Annotated in this window: 21 protein-coding genes and 1 tRNA gene; 17 read left to right on the plus strand and 5 right to left on the minus strand. The window is 47.1% G+C overall.

Annotation, left to right across the window (positions count from 1 at the left end; translation table 11 throughout):
- Positions 1-962: 962 nt before the first annotated feature.
- The 3 genes from OGV93_RS10790 to OGV93_RS10800 are packed head-to-tail and all read left to right on the plus strand — an operon-like array spanning position 963 to position 3,332.
- Positions 963-2,387, plus strand: a complete 1,425-nt coding sequence (locus OGV93_RS10790) for a site-specific integrase (RefSeq protein ID WP_287109559.1) — start codon at positions 963-965, stop codon at positions 2,385-2,387.
- Positions 2,384-3,067 (plus strand): hypothetical protein, encoded by a 684-nt coding sequence (locus OGV93_RS10795; RefSeq protein ID WP_287109560.1) that lies wholly within the window; start codon positions 2,384-2,386, stop codon positions 3,065-3,067. Before OGV93_RS10790 ends, OGV93_RS10795 begins: the two co-directional genes overlap by 4 nt.
- A gap of 58 nt (positions 3,068-3,125) precedes the next feature.
- On the plus strand, positions 3,126-3,332 hold the full coding sequence (locus OGV93_RS10800; protein ID WP_064542224.1) for a helix-turn-helix domain-containing protein: 207 nt from the start codon (positions 3,126-3,128) through the stop codon (positions 3,330-3,332).
- Between the two features lie 105 nt (positions 3,333-3,437).
- Here the strand turns inward: OGV93_RS10800 and OGV93_RS10805 are convergent, their stop codons facing one another.
- Positions 3,438-3,620, minus strand: a complete 183-nt coding sequence (locus OGV93_RS10805; RefSeq protein ID WP_287109561.1) for a DUF3950 domain-containing protein — start codon at positions 3,618-3,620, stop codon at positions 3,438-3,440.
- Between the two features lie 139 nt (positions 3,621-3,759).
- On the opposite strand from OGV93_RS10805, the gene OGV93_RS10810 reads away from it, so the two are divergent.
- From OGV93_RS10810 to OGV93_RS10830, 5 genes are all read left to right on the plus strand, one after another.
- A complete protein-coding gene (locus tag OGV93_RS10810) occupies positions 3,760-4,002 on the plus strand; it encodes a host cell division inhibitor Icd-like protein (RefSeq protein ID WP_270612988.1) in 243 nt (80 codons plus the stop codon).
- Positions 3,995-4,195, plus strand: coding sequence for a hypothetical protein (locus tag OGV93_RS10815; protein WP_133086978.1), 201 nt, complete (start codon positions 3,995-3,997; stop codon positions 4,193-4,195). Before OGV93_RS10810 ends, OGV93_RS10815 begins: the two co-directional genes overlap by 8 nt.
- Before the next feature lie 4 nt (positions 4,196-4,199).
- Positions 4,200-4,499 carry a DUF4222 domain-containing protein gene (locus OGV93_RS10820; RefSeq protein WP_287109562.1) on the plus strand — a complete coding sequence of 100 codons (300 nt, stop codon included), beginning with the start codon at positions 4,200-4,202 and terminating at the stop codon, positions 4,497-4,499.
- Entirely contained in the window at positions 4,496-6,286 is a 1,791-nt protein-coding gene (locus tag OGV93_RS10825) for a DNA primase family protein (RefSeq protein WP_287109563.1), read from the plus strand. The genes OGV93_RS10820 and OGV93_RS10825 overlap by 4 nt, the downstream gene beginning before the upstream one ends.
- Before the next feature lie 289 nt (positions 6,287-6,575).
- On the plus strand, positions 6,576-6,815 hold the full coding sequence (locus tag OGV93_RS10830; protein WP_287109564.1) for a hypothetical protein: 240 nt from the start codon (positions 6,576-6,578) through the stop codon (positions 6,813-6,815).
- A 47-nt stretch (positions 6,816-6,862) separates the two neighbouring features.
- On the opposite strand, the gene OGV93_RS10835 is transcribed toward OGV93_RS10830, so the two are convergent.
- Positions 6,863-7,636 carry a hypothetical protein gene (locus OGV93_RS10835; RefSeq protein ID WP_287109565.1) on the minus strand — a complete coding sequence of 258 codons (774 nt, stop codon included), beginning with the start codon at positions 7,634-7,636 and terminating at the stop codon, positions 6,863-6,865.
- Between the two features lie 245 nt (positions 7,637-7,881).
- On the opposite strand from OGV93_RS10835, the gene OGV93_RS10840 reads away from it, so the two are divergent.
- From OGV93_RS10840 to OGV93_RS10875, 8 genes are all read left to right on the plus strand, one after another.
- Positions 7,882-9,036 carry a phage major capsid protein gene (locus OGV93_RS10840; protein WP_287109566.1) on the plus strand — a complete coding sequence of 385 codons (1,155 nt, stop codon included), beginning with the start codon at positions 7,882-7,884 and terminating at the stop codon, positions 9,034-9,036.
- Positions 9,037-9,080: 44 nt separating this feature from the next.
- Entirely contained in the window at positions 9,081-9,641 is a 561-nt protein-coding gene (locus OGV93_RS10845; RefSeq protein ID WP_079773308.1) for an HK97 family phage prohead protease, read from the plus strand.
- Between the two features lies 1 nt (position 9,642).
- A complete protein-coding gene (locus OGV93_RS10850; protein ID WP_287109567.1) occupies positions 9,643-10,869 on the plus strand; it encodes a phage portal protein in 1,227 nt (408 codons plus the stop codon).
- The gene (locus OGV93_RS10855) at positions 10,866-11,204 is read left to right on the plus strand and encodes a phage head closure protein (RefSeq protein ID WP_287109568.1); all 339 of its coding nucleotides are present in this window, start codon (positions 10,866-10,868) and stop codon (positions 11,202-11,204) included. The genes OGV93_RS10850 and OGV93_RS10855 overlap by 4 nt, the downstream gene beginning before the upstream one ends.
- A complete protein-coding gene (locus tag OGV93_RS10860) occupies positions 11,197-11,487 on the plus strand; it encodes a head-tail connector protein (RefSeq protein ID WP_001650759.1) in 291 nt (96 codons plus the stop codon). Before OGV93_RS10855 ends, OGV93_RS10860 begins: the two co-directional genes overlap by 8 nt.
- Positions 11,488-11,931 carry an HNH endonuclease signature motif containing protein gene (locus OGV93_RS10865; RefSeq protein ID WP_287109569.1) on the plus strand — a complete coding sequence of 148 codons (444 nt, stop codon included), beginning with the start codon at positions 11,488-11,490 and terminating at the stop codon, positions 11,929-11,931.
- Between the two features lie 139 nt (positions 11,932-12,070).
- The gene (locus OGV93_RS10870; protein ID WP_071692247.1) at positions 12,071-12,427 is read left to right on the plus strand and encodes a phage terminase small subunit P27 family; all 357 of its coding nucleotides are present in this window, start codon (positions 12,071-12,073) and stop codon (positions 12,425-12,427) included.
- On the plus strand, positions 12,411-14,072 hold the full coding sequence (locus OGV93_RS10875; protein ID WP_200004661.1) for a terminase large subunit: 1,662 nt from the start codon (positions 12,411-12,413) through the stop codon (positions 14,070-14,072). Before OGV93_RS10870 ends, OGV93_RS10875 begins: the two co-directional genes overlap by 17 nt.
- On the opposite strand, the gene OGV93_RS10880 is transcribed toward OGV93_RS10875, so the two are convergent.
- The 3 genes from OGV93_RS10880 to OGV93_RS10890 form a co-directional block, all read right to left on the minus strand.
- Positions 14,060-15,121 carry a hypothetical protein gene (locus OGV93_RS10880; RefSeq protein WP_287109570.1) on the minus strand — a complete coding sequence of 354 codons (1,062 nt, stop codon included), beginning with the start codon at positions 15,119-15,121 and terminating at the stop codon, positions 14,060-14,062. The genes OGV93_RS10875 and OGV93_RS10880 overlap by 13 nt on opposite strands.
- 60 nt (positions 15,122-15,181) lie before the next feature.
- A complete protein-coding gene (locus OGV93_RS10885; RefSeq protein ID WP_181490948.1) occupies positions 15,182-15,934 on the minus strand; it encodes an abortive infection family protein in 753 nt (250 codons plus the stop codon).
- 139 nt (positions 15,935-16,073) lie between these two features.
- Positions 16,074-16,149: transfer RNA gene (locus OGV93_RS10890), tRNA-Ile, on the minus strand.
- 125 nt (positions 16,150-16,274) lie between these two features.
- On the opposite strand from OGV93_RS10890, the gene mug reads away from it, so the two are divergent.
- Entirely contained in the window at positions 16,275-16,781 is a 507-nt protein-coding gene (gene mug, locus OGV93_RS10895) for a G/U mismatch-specific DNA glycosylase (protein ID WP_047358660.1), read from the plus strand.
- The last annotated feature ends 29 nt before the right edge of the window (positions 16,782-16,810 follow it).

The raw sequence follows: 16,810 nt of genomic DNA on the forward strand, positions 1-16,810 counted from the left end.
TCTATCCCGCAGCAGTACTTTTTGAGTTCGACGGCGTGCGCCGGGATATTGCGCCGGGTACTGAGCAAAATATTTTGCCGACGTTACCCGGAGCAGGTAAGTTAAGACGGCACGGAGAAAAGAAAGACGATGCCAAAGATAAACAAACTGCGAATTCGCAAAAAACTACGCAAAACTGCGCAAAAAAACTGCGAATTCGGAGTCGGTAAAACGCGAAAAACTCATCGACGCATACCGTCTGGCGGGTGCAAATGCGAAGGGTTTGCGGCGTTTGTGACCGCAGCCAGCCCCTAAGAATTCCTAAGGTTTTACGAGCCATTAGCTTGCGCCGGGGCAAGCCAGATGTTAAGAAATGTTAAGGTTCAAAGAGCCATTCTCATGCTTAGAAATGCCAGGGTTACACGGGCCATTCGCTGGCAGCGTGACAAACATCAGAAACGCTATTCATCAGATTGCGCGGTGAAAAACTGGGTACGCAAGGTACGCAAAAAGACGTGCCAGCCTTTTTTATATGATGCGGGCGGGCTTATGCGTGGAGTTCGTCCACCAGCTTCACACATCGTCAATGTATGCAAATGTTAACGTTTTGCGAATGGCACTAAGCAAGAAATGCTGTAGATATGGTGGGCGGTCATAAAATAACCATAAATCACCATGGTTACCTTTCTGGAATATCCCCGGCATATCCCCGGAAAAAACAAAAGGGCCGACGATTACTCGCCAGCCCTTGCTGTGTTTGGTGGCCCCTGCTGGACTTGAACCAGCGACCAAGCGATTATGAGTTAGAATGCAACTTCTTACCTGAAAATACTTATCTATAATTTTCAGTAACTTAATTTATATGAAAATACTGTATAAATAACCAGAAATACTCTAAAATACTCCTTTGCGGTATCCTATAGGTATCCTAGAGCAAAACAAGCGATTTTCAGGATACCCCGATCGCTTGGTGTGGAGTGTTTGTGGAAACATTCAAATTTACGAAAACTAAGCTCGAAAACCTCCCACCTGCCGAACGTGGCCAGGTTGAGTACGGCGATACCATCGTTAATGGCCTGCGCATCCGTATTGGCACCAGTGGTGTGAAAAGCTTCTGTATCTCACGTAAGAGAAATGGAAAATTCATCCGGGCCACGCTGGGCCGTTTTCCGGATCTTACTATTGATAATGCCAGGGCAAAGGCACTCGAAATGTTGGGTGACGTAGCGACCACCGGGAAAAATCCTAATGTGGAAAAGCGTGTCAATGAGAAGGCATCTGTCACGCTTGCTGATGCGCTGGATGCCTATATTAAGAACCGTGGCCACCGCCTTAAACCCACAACCGAAAAGCAATATCGCGCTATCTTGCAAAATTACTCCGGCGACTGGATGAAACAGTCCCTCGCTACTATTTCGCGTGATCGTGTTGAGCATCGTCACAAAGCAGTAACTGATGGTTCAGTCTGGTTTGGCGCTGATAAAGAAACGCTCAGGGCAGGGGTAGGAAGCGGTAGCAAAGCTCAGGCTGACCTGTGGGCCAGAGCTCTACGCGCCGTATATCGTTTCGCACATGATCATTATCGTGATGAAGAAGGGAGAACGCTGTTACCTGACCCGCCAACACTGGTGCTGAGTACAAAGCGTCAGTGGCATGGCACGATCAGAAAGACAGAGCGCATCCGCACCCATGACTTTGCTCGTTGGTTAAATGCCGTCGCTGTAGTTCGTGATAAGGCCGAAGAAGGACGAGACGATGTAGCTGCCGCAATATGTGACGCTGTAGAAATGTCGATGTTCACCGGGCTGCGTAAATCTGAAATATTTGAACTAACCTGGAATCGGGTGAATATTGGCGGTCGTTATTTCTGGATAGATACCACCAAGAATGGCGATCCGCTCGAGCTGCCTATCACTGAAACTCTGCTGAATCTGTTCCGGCGCCGACTGAAAATGAAAAACGGAAATGAGGCTTTAGTGTTTCCTGGAGTTAAAGGAGTCATTAAAGAATATCGCCATGTAATTGATCGAATCAGTGCCGCCACCGTCCCAGACCCCAATCCTGATTTGCTCCAGCCAATCCCATTCAAATGGCACGATGCCCGCCGTACTTTCGGTACTGTCGCTGAGCTGGTGGGCGTTGGTAGTTATATCCTCAAGCGACTAATGAACCACCGAACGATGAGAAGTGCAGATGTTACTCAGGGCTATCTTCATTTTGGTGCTGATGAACTACTCGAGCCAGCTATCAGAGTTGAACGGGCTGTTCTTGAATATGCTGGCTTGGTGGAAAGTAAAAGAGGAATAGATGCTCAGTTACTGTCCGTCATGGAAAATTTAAGTGATGAAGATAAACGTAAGCTTTTATTTGATCTGCTGAATTCTAACAATGCTGAGGAAAAATCATGAGCCTGGAAAAATACTTAGATTCTGGACGGCTAAATTTTGTTGATGTTTTCATGCGCACTGCTAGAAATTTTGGAGATCTACAATTTAACTATAAAAGAGACTTAGGTAATGAACTAAAAAAAGATATCAACAGAATATCTCGTGGGCATTTGAAGTCTATTTTACAAAAAATGCGCAAAGATAAACCGTCAAAGGATGATGCTGATTTTGAAGAGCAAACACTGGCCAAGGTGTTTTTTATATTGGAGGCTCATGATTTTACTACATTAGCGAAAGATATGGCTTTAGTTATTGAAAGAAGAAATATAAAAGAGCGCTGTCAGAAAATTATATATAAAGAAATTGCTGAGGGATCAGCATTTAAGCAGCGTAGCATTGCGGCATCTGGCCCACGACACCGCCTATATGATGAAATCGTGGCAATTATGAAATCTACCTGGAAACATAATCCGGCACTTTCAAAAAGAAAAATGATCTCAAAATTATTGATACGTTATGAAGATAAAGTGGATGAAAAAACGCTAAAAGATTGGATAACAAAAGGAAAACTGGCTCCACCAAGACCCAGACAGAACAAAAATTCAGATCTGGTTATCCCACCAGAATATGCCAGCAAAAAAATATTTGAGGGAGGGGGGGAAGTAGCTCCTCACCCCCATAATCACGTACTCACCTTATAGAAAAAAATCAAAAAATTATAGTAGCTCCGTTGCTAACCAGACATACACGGAGCTACTTATGCATTTGGTTGAATCGAATTATTCTAAAAGACTCACTCGTAATGAGGCCGCAGCTCACCTTGGTGTGAACCCACAGACGCTGGCGAATTGGGCGCATACTGGCAAGGTAAAAATTCCCTTTCATAAGGTCGGTCGGAAGGTCATTTACTTCAAGTCTGATCTGGATGCTTATCTGGATTCCACCCGCAGAACGCAGACGGTTTAAGGGGCTGGATATGGCAAATAAAACAAAGGCGGCCATGCCGGGCCGCCAGAGTTACAACATTTTATTGCGTATACAAGGTACCAGGCCCAGCGCTGGTGGTCAAAATCAGGCTTTTGGCTCAATACCTAATTTGCGAAGCTTTTCCCGGCAGGCTTCTTTAACCCAAGAGCTGAACTGTCCCGGGCCAGCTGCTTCGTTGATTTGTCCAAGTAATTCATCTTCAAAGCGTATGTTTTTTGCTGTGCTGCTCGAGCGGTCAAAGTCGCGTTTAGGCTTTTTTTCTTGCATTGGTATATACCGGTCGTGTAGAGTGAATGCTGATGGTATATACCATCAGCTTTTGAAGCAAGTTTTAAAAACAGCGAAGCCCGGAAGTGCGCGAACACTAACCAGGCTTCTGACCAAACCGTTAGTTGAGGTAACAGTTATGGCTGGTAAACAGCATACCCAAACTCACCCCAAATTTACATGGCTATTCCTCGGCATACCGAAGGGGCAGATCTGTACACCTGTGGTTATCCGCATTGCAGCCGACACCGAAGAAGAAGCCCGCGAATGGTACTCCCGATGGGATCTGACCTTTGCCGCAAAGATTCGCTCTGAATGCTCTCTGTACCAGTACGCCAGCGGTGCTTATGAATTGAATGTGATGGGAGGGTTTCATGGATAGTCAAATCCCGATGCTGAATGTCTCATTGCATGTCTCCCCTAATTTTTCCGGTCGTATTTTGCTTTACGTTGAAAACGGCTTAGTTAAAGGAGATACGGTATTACGTCCGGATGAAATTATAGGTACGCCATCACTCTTTGATCACATCCTTGAACGCGCCGGTTATCGCGTAACGCCAGTCAAAAAGGACTAACGCCATGAAAAAGAAAATTAACAGCTTAACTGCTGGTGGCCAGACTCGGCCTGAAATCTTTCCGGGCGACATTTTCAAGGATAATCGGGGTGAACGGGTAACGGTGAAAATGATCACTGATAATCGTATTACATATATTAGGGAGGGGTATTCCGGAGAGTGTGTTTTCCCGGTCGAACGGTTTAAAGGGGAGTTCAGCCCGGTAAAACGACAGACGTTCAGCGAATGGTGCAAGTCGAATAACACAGCAGAAAAAATTCAGTATTTGCGGGCTTTAATTGCTGCTAAGAGAGCGGGCAAATGAAACGAGCTCCGAACTTAAAATTTCTGCCAAAGGAAAAATTTACAGAGGCAATCATTTTTGCCGGGGCTGATGCTTACGCTCATGCAAAGGGATGGGAAGAGGGCCTGGGTAAACAAATTGCCGAAGATACAACGCCCCCTGTCTGGCTGGGGCCAAAGCAACTGGCGGAACTGGATAACCTGCAAATTATTGATAAAGGTCGCCGAAGCGCCCGTGTATATATTGCTGGAGTTATTGAACCGAGACTGATAAACGCCATTGGCGAGAAGCTGGCGCGGGCAGGAGTGCAAGATGCCAAGCTATACAAGGGGATTCCCGACCGCCAGCCAGAGGACTGGCATGATTATCTGGAGAGGATCCGTACGGAAAGTGTTGTTGTCGATCTCCCGGTCACGAAACGCGAACCAGACCATAGCGGAGTCGCACCAGCATTAAATCAGATGGTGGCCAGCCAGCGAGGTGAAGTTTTACTGGCTCATTATGATGGTGATCTGGCAATTCATGCCGACTCGGACACCGTACACCACTATAACGGTGTGGTGTGGATTCCTCTCCCCGATAAAGAGCTGCAGCGTGAAATGGCGCAGATTTACATCGATGCAGAGGTGGCCTATTCGCAGAACGGCATCAAATCGGCAGTGGAAACCATGAAGTTAAGCCTCCCGGTGATGGGCGTAACAGCCAGAAATCTGATTGGGTTTAGTAATGGGGTATTTGATACCCGGACGGGAGAATTCCGCGAGCACTGTAAAACTGACTGGCTGTTAATCTCAAGCGAATTACCCTTCAGTCCACCAGCCGAAGGGGAAACCTTAGCCAGTCACGCGCCTAATTTCTGGAAGTGGCTCCGGCGTTCCGTGGCCAGTAATGACCGTAAAACAGATCGTGTGTTGGCTGCGTTGTTTATGGTGCTGGCGAACAGATACGACTGGCAGTTATTCCTGGAGATAACGGGACCGGGTGGTAGCGGTAAAAGCGTGATGGCGGAGATCTGCACTATGCTGGCGGGTAAGGCTAATACGGTGTCGGCCAGTATGAAGGCTCTGGAGGATGCGAGAGATCGCGCTCTGGTGGTTGGTTACTCGCTGATTATCATGCCGGATATGACCCGTTATGCTGGAGATGGTGCTGGGATTAAGGCTATTACAGGTGGTGATAAGGTTTCCATCGACCCGAAACATAAAGCGCCGTACTCGACACGGATACAGGCGGTGGTGATGGCTGTTAATAACAATGCTATGACCTTTAGTGATCGCAGTGGTGGGATATCGCGCAGACGTGTGATATTCAACTTCACCGAAGTCGTACCGGAGAACGAACGTGATCCGATGCTGGCTGAGAAAATAGAAGGGGAACTGGCGGTAGTTATTCGTCATCTGCTTACACGCTTTGCAGACCAGGACGAAGCCAGGCGGCTATTGTATGAACAGCAGAAATCAGAAGAGGCTTTAGCGATTAAACGTGAAGGTGATTCGCTGGTGGATTTCTGCGGCTACCTGATGGCGTCGGTAGTATGTGACGGTATGTTTATCGGCAACGCTGAGATAGTGCCCTTCAGCCCGCGTAAATACCTGTATCACGCGTATCTGGCGTACATGAGGGCCAATGGTTTGAACAAGCCAGTATCATTGATGCGTTTCGGTACGGATATGCCTGGCGCAATGGCTGAGTATGGTAAGGAGTACCAGAAGCGAAAGACGAAGCGTGGTATCAGGTCAAATGTTACGCTGCACGACGATTCAGACGACTGGTTGCCATTATGTTCAGGTACTGCTGATAATACCTAGGAAGTGCAAAGTTATAGATAAAGTGTTCACCAGTATTCACCTTGTAAAAAAATCTATCTATTACATGGTGTTAAGGGGTGAACACTTATTTATGAAGTATTCACCAAGTATTCACCTGTTCACCTTTTGATTGTTTTTTAGCCTGATAGGTGAAGGGTAGGGTGAACACTAGTGAATACTAAAAAGGAAAGTGTACACCACTTAACAATATGAATTTGTTATAAAAATTCCCAAGGGTGAAGGGGTGAACACTTAAACACATATTTTTTTATTTTTTACAGGGGTGGGGATGCCAATTACTTTTCAGGATATCAAAGAACACTACGAGCTGTATGGCCTCAGAGACATAAGCGAAATGTCGACGGCAGAGTATAAACAGGCTCTCGCCGATGGTGCTTTCTTCTGGATCGATCATCATGATTTTGTTCGAAGTACCTTATCAGAAGAGATACTTGCCACTAATCTTGGACAACTTGATGCGCTCATTCAATATTTGCAGAGCCTTAGGGGAAAAATGCCATCATCATAATTAAATGTGGCATTCGAATAAAACAATCTCTTACAGGTAGTTATCTATCAATACTTTTCAAGTATATCTTTTAATATAGGGTTTAAAGTATATTCGTAACCTTTTTGTGGTTGTTCAAAGATAATAGATTCACTATATTCTTTAAAAATATAATGACTTGGTGTGTAATGTGTTCTTCTATCATGGCCATTCCATGATGTCTTTATAACATCATGTTCTAAAAGTAATTTAAAAAAAGATATTTCTTTTTCTGCCATTGCATTAAATGCTCTTGCTGCAGCATTTTTTTCCAGTTGAGAAATGTTATTTTTGTATCTTTTCTCTAGAATCTCTTTTGCGACGCTTGTTAGCGCTAAACTCTGAGAATGTTCACCTGTAGCAACAACATAGGTTATTTTTTGATTGCATAAAGAAAATATTGTAGCGCCTTTCGCATGGGATGTGTTATTTTTCCCAATTAATTTTTTTATGATATATAGTTGATAAACATCCAGTTCGTTAATGGAAGCATTGACTTTGTCTTGTAGTAATTTATTTTCTCGCTCTTTTTCCTCTTTTTCACGGAGTGCTTGCTCTTTGTTTTTTTGTTTTTCTATTCTTTTAGATATGATTGTATGTATGGTGTTTATGACAGAAAACACTAAGCGAATTGAAGTAATTAAAATTAAACTTTGAGGGATCAATTTAGGCACAGGGTCTAATATGAAATGTTCCGGAGTGGAGAAGAACATGATGGCTAAGCAAGTTAGCAATATTGCGATATTCAACCGAACGTCGGTCATTTTTTGTAAGGATTCCAAAAGCTCTTTATATCCCTGCATTCATGCACCCGTATCAATCTGGAAAAAATTGTAAATTATTTATACCTGATTCTACTCGTTCTTCCCTCTTACTCAAGAGGGGCTTTTCTTTATGTTTTTCATGTATATCTTGAAGAGTGGCCCTCAGACGTGAGCCGCCACTGTCCACCCGGTTCTTCCGGCAGATCCGCGGTTTTCTCTCCGGGTGGACATCCCTTAAAGCGCTGGTTTCACGTCTTAACATTAATTGTTACGGAAACCACTCCATGAAGAAATTACTCGAATTACGCCAGCAAAAAACCGAACTCAAAACGCAGATGCGTACCCTGCTTGAAAAAGCCGACAGTGAAAAACGCACCCTGACCGATGAGGAAGGCACGCAGTTTGATGAACTCTGCACCCGCGCTCAGACACTCGATACTGACATCAGCCGCTATGAAGCTATCGCCAGTGAAGAACGCAACCAGCCAGGCCACCCGGTGAACGATAACGGCGTAAGCAACGACGAACTACGTACCTACATTCTGACCGGGGAAGCCCGCAGCCTGTCCACAGGTATTCCGGAAGATGGCGGCTATACCGTTATTCCCGAACTTAACAAACAGATTATGCAGCAGCTTAACGATGAGTCCGTTATGCGCAAAATCTGCACTGTGAAAAAAATCGGCAGTAACGAGTTTAAACAGCTTGTCTCTGTGGGCGGAGCGGGGGTGAACCACGGCGAGGAAGGAAAAGCCCGTGGTGAGACAACCACGCCGAAACTGGAAGAAGTCAGTATCCGCCTGTTCCCGGTTTACACCTATCCGAAGACCACGCAGGAAATTATCGATTTTTCTGGTGTGGATATCATGGGCTGGCTGTCCTCTGAAATTGGCGATGCTTTCGTCGATACCGAAGAAGCGGATCTGGCATCCGGAGACGGCGTGAAAAAAGCGAAGGGTTTTCTCTCTTACCCACTTAGCCCGGACGGTGACAAAACACGTCCGTTCGGCACAATCCAGAAGGTCACCGTGAGTGTACTTAATGCGGATTTTCTGATTGACCTGAAATTTAAACTTCGTGCGAAGTACCGCAAAAATGCCGTATGGGTGATGAACTCCACCACGGCGGCCTCCGTTCAGAAACTGAAAAACGGTAACGGGGATTACATCTGGCGCGACCGTTTACAGGCAGGTGATCCGGATACGCTGCTGGGCCTCCCGGTTGAATATCTCGAAACCATGCCGGACGACCTGATCGGTGTTGGCGACTTTAAACGTGGCTATTTCATCGTTGACCATGAGACAGGCACCCGCACCCGCCCGGATAACATCACCGAACCGGGCTTTATCAAAATTCATACGGATAAATACCTGGGCGGTGGTGTGGTTGATTCCGGCGCCATCAAGCTGCTCGAAATCTCCGCTTCATCCACCAAATAATTCACAGGGGCTTCGGCCCCTTTCTGGTCTTTATGGAGTCCGTTATGGATACCGTTAATTTTGAAATCCGCACCTCAGAACTCATCGCCAAAGAGCGCAGGCTGGTGGGCTATGCGGTGCGCTGGAACAGCCTGTCAGAAATCATCTGGGACGAATTCCGCGAACAGTTTACGCCGGGGGCATTTTCCGGCTATCTCACCTCCGGTAATGATGTGCGCTGTTTATTTGAACATGACTATACGCAACTGCTGGGGCGTACCAAATCCGGCACGCTGATACTGTCGGAAGATGATACGGGTCTGCGATTTGAACTGACGCCACCCAATACACAGTTAGGTAATGATGTGCTGGAGCTGGTGGAACGGGGCGATATAGAAGGCATGTCGTTTGGATTCCGGGCATTGAAAGAGAACTGGGATATTACCCAGTCGCCTTATCTGCGTACCGTCACCGCTGCTGAACTGCGTGAAATTACGATCACTTCTCTGCCTGCTTACCCGGAGTCCGGCGTGGAAATTGCACACCGCTCGCTTTTTTCCCAGCATCCGGAGTTACGCCGGGTGGGTGATAACCGCCGACGCTGGGCCGAACTGGTGGAGGTCTGATATGTGGAGTCTCTGGCCTTTCAGCCGTAAGGCAGAACAACGCAGCATGGCCATCGATGAATGGCTGGCGATGGCGGGCATACCTAATACCGGATCCGGCGAATATGTATCTGCGGGGACGGCGGAATCTCTGCCGGCTGTCATGAACGCCGTATCGGTCATCAGTGAAGCAGTGGCAACTATGCCCTGTTATCTCTACCGGGTAACGAATGATAAAGGGCGTGAGGCGCGGGAGTGGCTGAGCAATCACCCAGTAGATTTTCTGCTGAACGAGCAGCCGAACGACTGCCAGACGCCTTACCAGTTCAAGCGTACGATGATGCGCCACTGTCTGCTGAACGGTAACGCTTATGCGGTGATCCGCTGGGGCCGTGACGGACAGCCTGAATCACTGCATCCCTATGCACCGGGGGCCGTAGTACCGGAGCGTCTGTCCGGACACCGTTACAAATACACCATTACTGAACCCTTTACCGGAATCACCCGAACTTATCTTCAGGAAGAGATTCTGCATCTGCGTTATGCCACGGACGATGGTTTTCTGGGGCGCTCACCGATAACCATCTGCCGGGAAGCGCTGGGTCTTGGACTGGCCCAGCAGCGCCACGGCGCTAACATCATGAAAGAAGGCATGATGGCGGCGGGCATTGTCAAAGCAAAAGACTGGCTTGACGGCGTGAACGGCAAAAAAGCACTGGATGCACTGGAGCGGTACAAGGGTGCACGAAATGCCGGGAAAACGCCCATTCTTGAAGGAGGAATGGATTACGAAAAATTGGGCATGAGTAATCAGGATGCTGAATGGCTGGCTTCCCGGCGTTTTTCCATTGAAGACATTGCCCGTATGTTTAATGTTTCTCCGATCTTTCTTCAGGAATACAGCAACAGTACCTACAGCAACTTCAGCGAAGCGAGTCGCGCATTTCTCACAATGACCATGCGTCCCTGGCTGGCGAATTTCGAACAACAAATCAAATCCGCTTTGCTGGTGGCCCGTCCTGCATCCGGTACCCGTTACCAGGTTGAGTTCGATTCTGCTGACCTTCTCCGCGCCACACCAACCGAACGCTACGCCACTTACGAACGCGGTATTAAAAACGGGATTATGAATCCGAATGAAGCCCGTGAACGTGAGGGCATGTCGCCACGTGAAGGTGGGGACGAATTCAGCCAGGCCTGGAAACAGGAAGTGAAGATAAGCAATGAAAGTAAGGAAGGTAGTGAATGAGAGCCGGAGGATTAAAACATCGTATAACGCTGCAGCGCTATGAACAAAGTCAGGGGCCATTGGGGGAACCGATAAAACGCTGGGTTGACTACGCCACGATCTGGGCTGAGGTAAAAGGTATCTCTGGCCGGGAGCTTCTGGCTACCGGTTCGTTGTCCTCTGAGGCCACAGTCAGAATATGGATACGCTATCGCAGTGATGTTAAGCAGGGACACAGGGTGAAATATCTTTCACCCGCAGTCAGTGGTGATATTTACGGTATAGAGGCGGCCCTCCCGGATAACAACCGCACAAGTATTGAACTCCTTTGTAAAGGAGGCGTGGCCAATGGCTGAATTAATAACTCTGGAAGAAGTAAAACTGCATTGCCGCATCGACGGGGATGATGAGAACGCCCTGATAAACGGGTATATCGTCGCCGCGCTGGAGATTTGCCAGAAACATATCGGCAGGCGTTTTGATGACGGACTCGAGTTTAATCCTGCGCTGAAGGTCGGGTGTCTGCTACTGGTCGGTCACTGGTATGAGCACCGGGAAATAGCGGCGGAAAAAACGTCCGAGCTTCCCTTTAGCACTTCGTCATTGTGGAACTACTACCGGGAACCAGGAGTGTATTAAATGCCATGGCAACCCTTACGACGCTGTACAGAGCCCGGATGTAATAAACGGGTAAAGTCCGGCAAATGTGATGAACACAAACGGAATGCACAACGGCAGAGTGATAGCCGACGAGGAACACGCACAGAACGCGGTTACTCCAATCGATGGGGAGAATACCGGCTCCTCTTTCTGAAGGCTAATCCACTATGCGCCCACTGCCATAATGCTGGCGTCTATAAGCAGGCGACTATCGTCGATCACATCATACCTATTGAGGGCGAAGGTGATGTGTTGTTCTGGCCAGCCAGTAACCACCAGCCGTTATGTGCTGCCTGTCATGGTCGCAAGACAGCCGCGACGGACCCGCTAACTAAGCAGCAGCGTAAAGCCGGGTTGTTCCGGGAACAGGAAGAAGCAGCGCAGCGCCGCAATGACTGGGTCTATGAGGTTGCTCATGAGTGAACAGGAATACATGAGTCAGCGTGAACGGGGTGGGGGAGGTTTCAGAGACAACCCCCTCCCGACGAGGAACCACCCGCTCCCTCAAATTTTTATGCGCGGTAATTTTTTTGACAGCAGTAAGTTAAGGAAAGAATAAGTTATGGCAAGACCACCCAAACCACCCGCCTATCTTGATGAAATCGCGGGACAGCAGTGGAAGACAAAAGCAAAGCAGATGGCTGAGCGCGGGGATTTAACCCCTGCGGACTGGAACAACCTTGAGCTGTATTGCGTCAATTATTCCATGTACCGGAAAGCCGTTGCAGATATTGCCCTGCGCGGGTTTTCAGTTGAAGGATCTCGTGGGGCCACAACCAGTAATCCGGCGCTGAAAGCCAAATCTGATGCTGAGAAAATTATCATTAAAATGTCGTCGCTGTTGGGTTTTGATCCGGTAAGCCGTCGCCGTAATCCGGTTGAAACGGAAGAGGAGGACGAGCTTGACCGTCTGGGATGAGTACGCAAACGCTGTAAAATTGGGGGAGATCCCGGCCTGTAAACGGCTGAAACAGGCCGTAAACCGGTACTTTTCAGACCTGTATGACCCCCGTTATGTGTTCGATACGGCGACCGTAGAACGGTTTATTGCCTTCTCCCGACTCTGTCCACACGTTAAAGGACCGCTGCGGGGCCAGCCTATCGCGCTGGAACCGTGGCAGCAGTTCGCCTTCGCTAATCTGCTGGGCTTTAAAGTCAGGGAGTCAGGTCGCCGGAAGTACAGCAGCGCTTTTATCGAAGTACCGCGCAAGAATGCCAAATCCACCGTAGCTGCCATGCTGGCTAACTGGTTTCTGATAATGGAGAAGGGCCAGCAGGATATTTACACGGCGGCGGTGAGCCGGGATCAGGCTCGTATCGTGTTCGACGATGCCCGCCAGATGTGCCTGCTGTCAAAACCGCTGAAAAAGCGCGTCAATATTCAGGCGCACAAGATCATTTTCCCGAAGAGCAACAGCCTGTTAAAACCGCTGGCGGCGAAAGCGGCCACCATTGAGGGGACTAATCCCAGCCTGGCGATTGTTGATGAGTACCACCTTCACCCGGATAACGGCGTTTATTCCGCGCTTGAGCTGGGTATGGGCGCACGTCCTGAGGCGATTTTGTTCGCCATCACTACTGCCGGGAGTAACGTCGTTTCCGCCTGTAAACAGCATTATGACTACTGCTGCCAGATTCTGGCCGGGGAAGAGAGCAACGATTCTCTGTTTGTCCTGATCTACGAGCTGGATGACGAAAGCGAGGTTGAACAGCCGGAAATGTGGATCAAGGCTAACCCTAACCTGCATGTGTCCGTCGACGCCGCGAAACTGGAATCCACCATCCAGAAAGCGCGGGGCATACCGTCACAGTGGGTGGAAATGCTGACCAAACGTTTCAATATCTGGTGTCAGGGATCCACGCCGTGGATGGGGGCCGGGGCATGGGATGCCTGCGTACTTGATTATGCTGAAGAAGACCTGGCCGGAATGGAGTGTTACGCCGGGTTTGATCTGTCCTCAACCAGCGATATCACCAGTATAAGTTACGCTTTCCCGTTCGACAGGGAGATTCGACTTCTTACCCGTCATTATCTGCCGGAAGCGCAGCTGCTTAACGTCGCTAACAAAAACCGCGCCATCTACCGCCAGTGGGTGAAAGCGGGCTGGATACGCACCACGCCCGGCGACTGTATCGACTATGACCGCATCCGTGATGATATCCTGCGCGACGCTGAAAAATTCAGTATCCGGCTGGTGGGCTTTGATACGTGGAACGCGACGCATCTGCGTACCCAGCTACAGGGGGCGGGGCTCGATGTGGAGCCTTTCCAGCAAACTTATCTGCGGTTCAGCCCGGTGGCTAAATCTTTTGAGGTGTTTGTTAACCGTAAGGTATTACGCCATCGTGGCGATCCGGTTCTGTCCTGGGCGATGGGTAACGTGGTGATGGAGTCCGACGCTAACGCCAACATAAAGCCTAACAAAAAGAAATCCGGTAACAAGATAGATCCTGCGGTCGCAGCGTTGATGGCGTTCGGTACCTTCCAGGCAGAGCATGAGGATTTTGCTTTTGATATGAGTGATAGCCACAAAGAGCGATTAAATACTTTTCATGGGATTTGATTTTTATCTATGTATTTGTTTTCAGTGTTAATAATTGATGGGAATGGACTCAAAAAATGTGGGCTGCTAATTATATATAAAGATAAAATGGTTTCTGTTGTTTTGTTTAAATTTGCATGCAGTGGAGGCATGTATTTTATGATGCCATGTCCAAAGTTGAATTTAATTACGTGGGATGTGTTTTTCCCCTCTTTTATCAAGATAACGGTTCTTTGCTTATCTTCAACTAAACACAAGTGCTCCATATCGAAAGATATTACTTTGAAAAAACTATTTCCAGGGATTTCAATCGAAGACTCAAAGATCTGTTTTTTGAAAACATATAATTTATTCATCAGTTTATTTATTTCACGGCGCATGTTTATACTGATGCCATTGCCAGTAAATCCGCCTCCTGGAGAAAAAAGCAGAACTCCATTTTTAAGTTTTATAGGTACATTTATATATGCACCGCGTAGTTTTATCCTGTCCTCTTCTGAAATCTCTTTATCATTACCTAAAACACCACGAACGACATAAGCATCAAGTAAGTGAGGCCAGTTCTCATAACAAATTTCTAATAGCTCTGTTTTTGCCCAAAGGTGACAGTTTTCTTTTTTTGAATGCTTATAAACTCCGATGATGTATACATCATTTACATCAACTTTTGCGATTATCTCATAACCAGTTCGAACTATTAGATCTCTATCTTTTCCAGTGCTTTGATACTTTTCGCCTAAATGGAAGTGATGAAAACCAAAGTCTTGAAGAAAAGCATCCAGAAAATTAATATTCTTAATGTGGCGGCTTTGATGTGAGTTCACATTAGCACCCATTTTGAACTTTTTAAGTATTAAGTTAATACCCCGTAAATGCTCTGCAGGGATTTTTATTTTCTGTGGTAAATGTATAGTTCTAGGCCTAGGTTCTACCAACCTAAACATCATATTTGCATAACATTCAAATCCCGATATGTTTAATTTATTAGGGATTTTAAATCCAGCTTTTCGTAATTTTTGTAAGAATATGTCGTTTACGTCTTTCTCTAATGAAAATTGAATGTTTTCCATAAACAATCCTTTTTTATAGATATGCTCATCTTTCTATAGTTCTGAAAGAATAACCTTCTTTTATATTATTTTATTTTTCCATGTCTGTATGAGGAAAACACTCATACTACCTGCTAAGTTTACGGCAAGTAAAGCATGCCTATCAGATGCTTTTGTAGGTTTTCTCCCTGTGCCATGAGCATCTCCTAATCTATTTCTTAATGTGCCAAGGCCATTTACGATGGCAGAACATCCACCAAGAATTTGCTTAAAAATTTGTTCTGTATGTTGCTCTGGTGCAAGATTTAGCTCTTTTGCTACTAATTTGTATAGCTCACTCATATCAGTATTACGATCGTAAGTAACATTTAGATCATCTAATATGTGCTTACAAACAGTTTCTACGAGACTTCTCGCGGCGGTGATTGCGCCTTCAGGATCTCGCAATCTTCGCTCTAAAGCTTTGGCCCAAGCATCGTTAACACCGGCTTCATCATAGCTCTTGAGTCCGTCAGTAATCAAAATATCTGATGGTGAGGCATTTTTATGCTCTAAAAAGTCAAGCAAAGGTTGGAATTCATCCCAAATGATCTTACGCCTAGGGGCGTAACTTTCTGTTTGTTTAATGTATTGCCAGAATTGGCTAAGTGAACGACACGTTCTGACAAATTGAGGAAGATGGTTGGTTAGGCTGGTAGAGTTCAGGAAGTAATGCCGTAATTGCTTATATGCAACCTCATCATCTCCCTTTCCTGTTGCCCGATCCAAAAGGATGTTCTGTAGGGCGAGAGCTCGCTCTAAATCATTTTGTAACGTGTCAAGCAAGCTATCCATGTAGATCACCAAGTCTTGGATTGTCTAAACCCGTAACTGCAGATGCCTTGTAGAATTACTCACCAATACTTTGCGGGGGTATCCTATAGGTATCCTAGAAAACCATAGAATCAAGAACTGCACGTAACTTATTGAAAAGTGGTGGCCCCTGCTGGACTTGAACCAGCGACCAAGCGATTATGAGTCGCCTGCTCTAACCACTGAGCTAAGGGGCCGTGGCGGTGGATTATAAAGTAACTCCGCGTTGCAATCCAGACATAAGCGTACGGATGCTGTTTTTATAAACAATGTATTTTCAGTCCGTTATACTTGTTCCTCTGATGTATTGATGGGAGTAATTATGGTTAAGGACATACTGGCGCCGGGGCTGCGGGTGGTGTTTTGCGGCATCAATCCGGGGTTGTCTTCCGCAGGTACAGGATTCCCCTTTGCACATCCCGCTAATCGCTTCTGGAAGGTCATCCATCAGGCGGGATTTACCGATCGCCAGCTCAAACCCGAAGAGGCACAACACTTGCTGGACTTCCGTTGCGGCGTGACTAAATTTGTCGACAGACCGACGGTGCAAGCCAATGAAGTGAAGCTACAGGAGATGCGTAACGGCGGCCGTAAGCTCATTGAGAAAATAGAGGAGTATCAGCCTGCTGCACTCGCAATCCTTGGGAAGCAGGCATTTGAGCAGGGCCTCAGCCAGCGTGGGGCACAGTGGGGAAAACAAACGCTGACTATTGGCGCGACGAAAATATGGGTTTTGCCGAATCCCAGCGGATTAAGCCGGATTACGCTGGATAAACTGGTGGAGGCGTATCAGGAAGTGAATGACGCCCTGGCCAGGCGGGGACTATAAAGAAAAACGCCACCTTGCGGTGGCGTTTA

The organism is Citrobacter sp. Cb031, from assembly GCF_030336725.1.
In the GTDB taxonomy this organism is placed as follows: Bacteria; Pseudomonadota; Gammaproteobacteria; order Enterobacterales; family Enterobacteriaceae; genus Citrobacter; species Citrobacter braakii.

What these genes read in the sequence shown, in the direction of transcription:
- OGV93_RS10830 (WP_287109564.1), top strand. Translation starts at nt 6,576, where the DNA reads ATGCCAATTACTTTTCAGGATATCAAAGAACACTACGAGCTGTATGGC.
- OGV93_RS10800 (WP_064542224.1), top strand. Translation starts at nt 3,126, where the DNA reads ATGCATTTGGTTGAATCGAATTATTCTAAAAGACTCACTCGTAATGAG.
- OGV93_RS10870 (WP_071692247.1), top strand. Translation starts at nt 12,071, where the DNA reads ATGGCAAGACCACCCAAACCACCCGCCTATCTTGATGAAATCGCGGGA.
- OGV93_RS10825 (WP_287109563.1), top strand. Translation starts at nt 4,496, where the DNA reads ATGAAACGAGCTCCGAACTTAAAATTTCTGCCAAAGGAAAAATTTACA.
- OGV93_RS10880 (WP_287109570.1), bottom strand. Translation starts at nt 15,121, where the DNA reads ATGGAAAACATTCAATTTTCATTAGAGAAAGACGTAAACGACATATTC.
- OGV93_RS10860 (WP_001650759.1), top strand. Translation starts at nt 11,197, where the DNA reads ATGGCTGAATTAATAACTCTGGAAGAAGTAAAACTGCATTGCCGCATC.
- OGV93_RS10810 (WP_270612988.1), top strand. Translation starts at nt 3,760, where the DNA reads ATGGCTGGTAAACAGCATACCCAAACTCACCCCAAATTTACATGGCTA.
- OGV93_RS10845 (WP_079773308.1), top strand. Translation starts at nt 9,081, where the DNA reads ATGGATACCGTTAATTTTGAAATCCGCACCTCAGAACTCATCGCCAAA.
- OGV93_RS10855 (WP_287109568.1), top strand. Translation starts at nt 10,866, where the DNA reads ATGAGAGCCGGAGGATTAAAACATCGTATAACGCTGCAGCGCTATGAA.
- OGV93_RS10815 (WP_133086978.1), top strand. Translation starts at nt 3,995, where the DNA reads ATGGATAGTCAAATCCCGATGCTGAATGTCTCATTGCATGTCTCCCCT.
- OGV93_RS10850 (WP_287109567.1), top strand. Translation starts at nt 9,643, where the DNA reads ATGTGGAGTCTCTGGCCTTTCAGCCGTAAGGCAGAACAACGCAGCATG.
- OGV93_RS10835 (WP_287109565.1), bottom strand. Translation starts at nt 7,636, where the DNA reads ATGCAGGGATATAAAGAGCTTTTGGAATCCTTACAAAAAATGACCGAC.
- mug (WP_047358660.1), top strand. Translation starts at nt 16,275, where the DNA reads ATGGTTAAGGACATACTGGCGCCGGGGCTGCGGGTGGTGTTTTGCGGC.
- OGV93_RS10795 (WP_287109560.1), top strand. Translation starts at nt 2,384, where the DNA reads ATGAGCCTGGAAAAATACTTAGATTCTGGACGGCTAAATTTTGTTGAT.
- OGV93_RS10885 (WP_181490948.1), bottom strand. Translation starts at nt 15,934, where the DNA reads ATGGATAGCTTGCTTGACACGTTACAAAATGATTTAGAGCGAGCTCTC.
- OGV93_RS10805 (WP_287109561.1), bottom strand. Translation starts at nt 3,620, where the DNA reads ATGCAAGAAAAAAAGCCTAAACGCGACTTTGACCGCTCGAGCAGCACA.
- OGV93_RS10840 (WP_287109566.1), top strand. Translation starts at nt 7,882, where the DNA reads ATGAAGAAATTACTCGAATTACGCCAGCAAAAAACCGAACTCAAAACG.
- OGV93_RS10820 (WP_287109562.1), top strand. Translation starts at nt 4,200, where the DNA reads ATGAAAAAGAAAATTAACAGCTTAACTGCTGGTGGCCAGACTCGGCCT.
- OGV93_RS10865 (WP_287109569.1), top strand. Translation starts at nt 11,488, where the DNA reads ATGCCATGGCAACCCTTACGACGCTGTACAGAGCCCGGATGTAATAAA.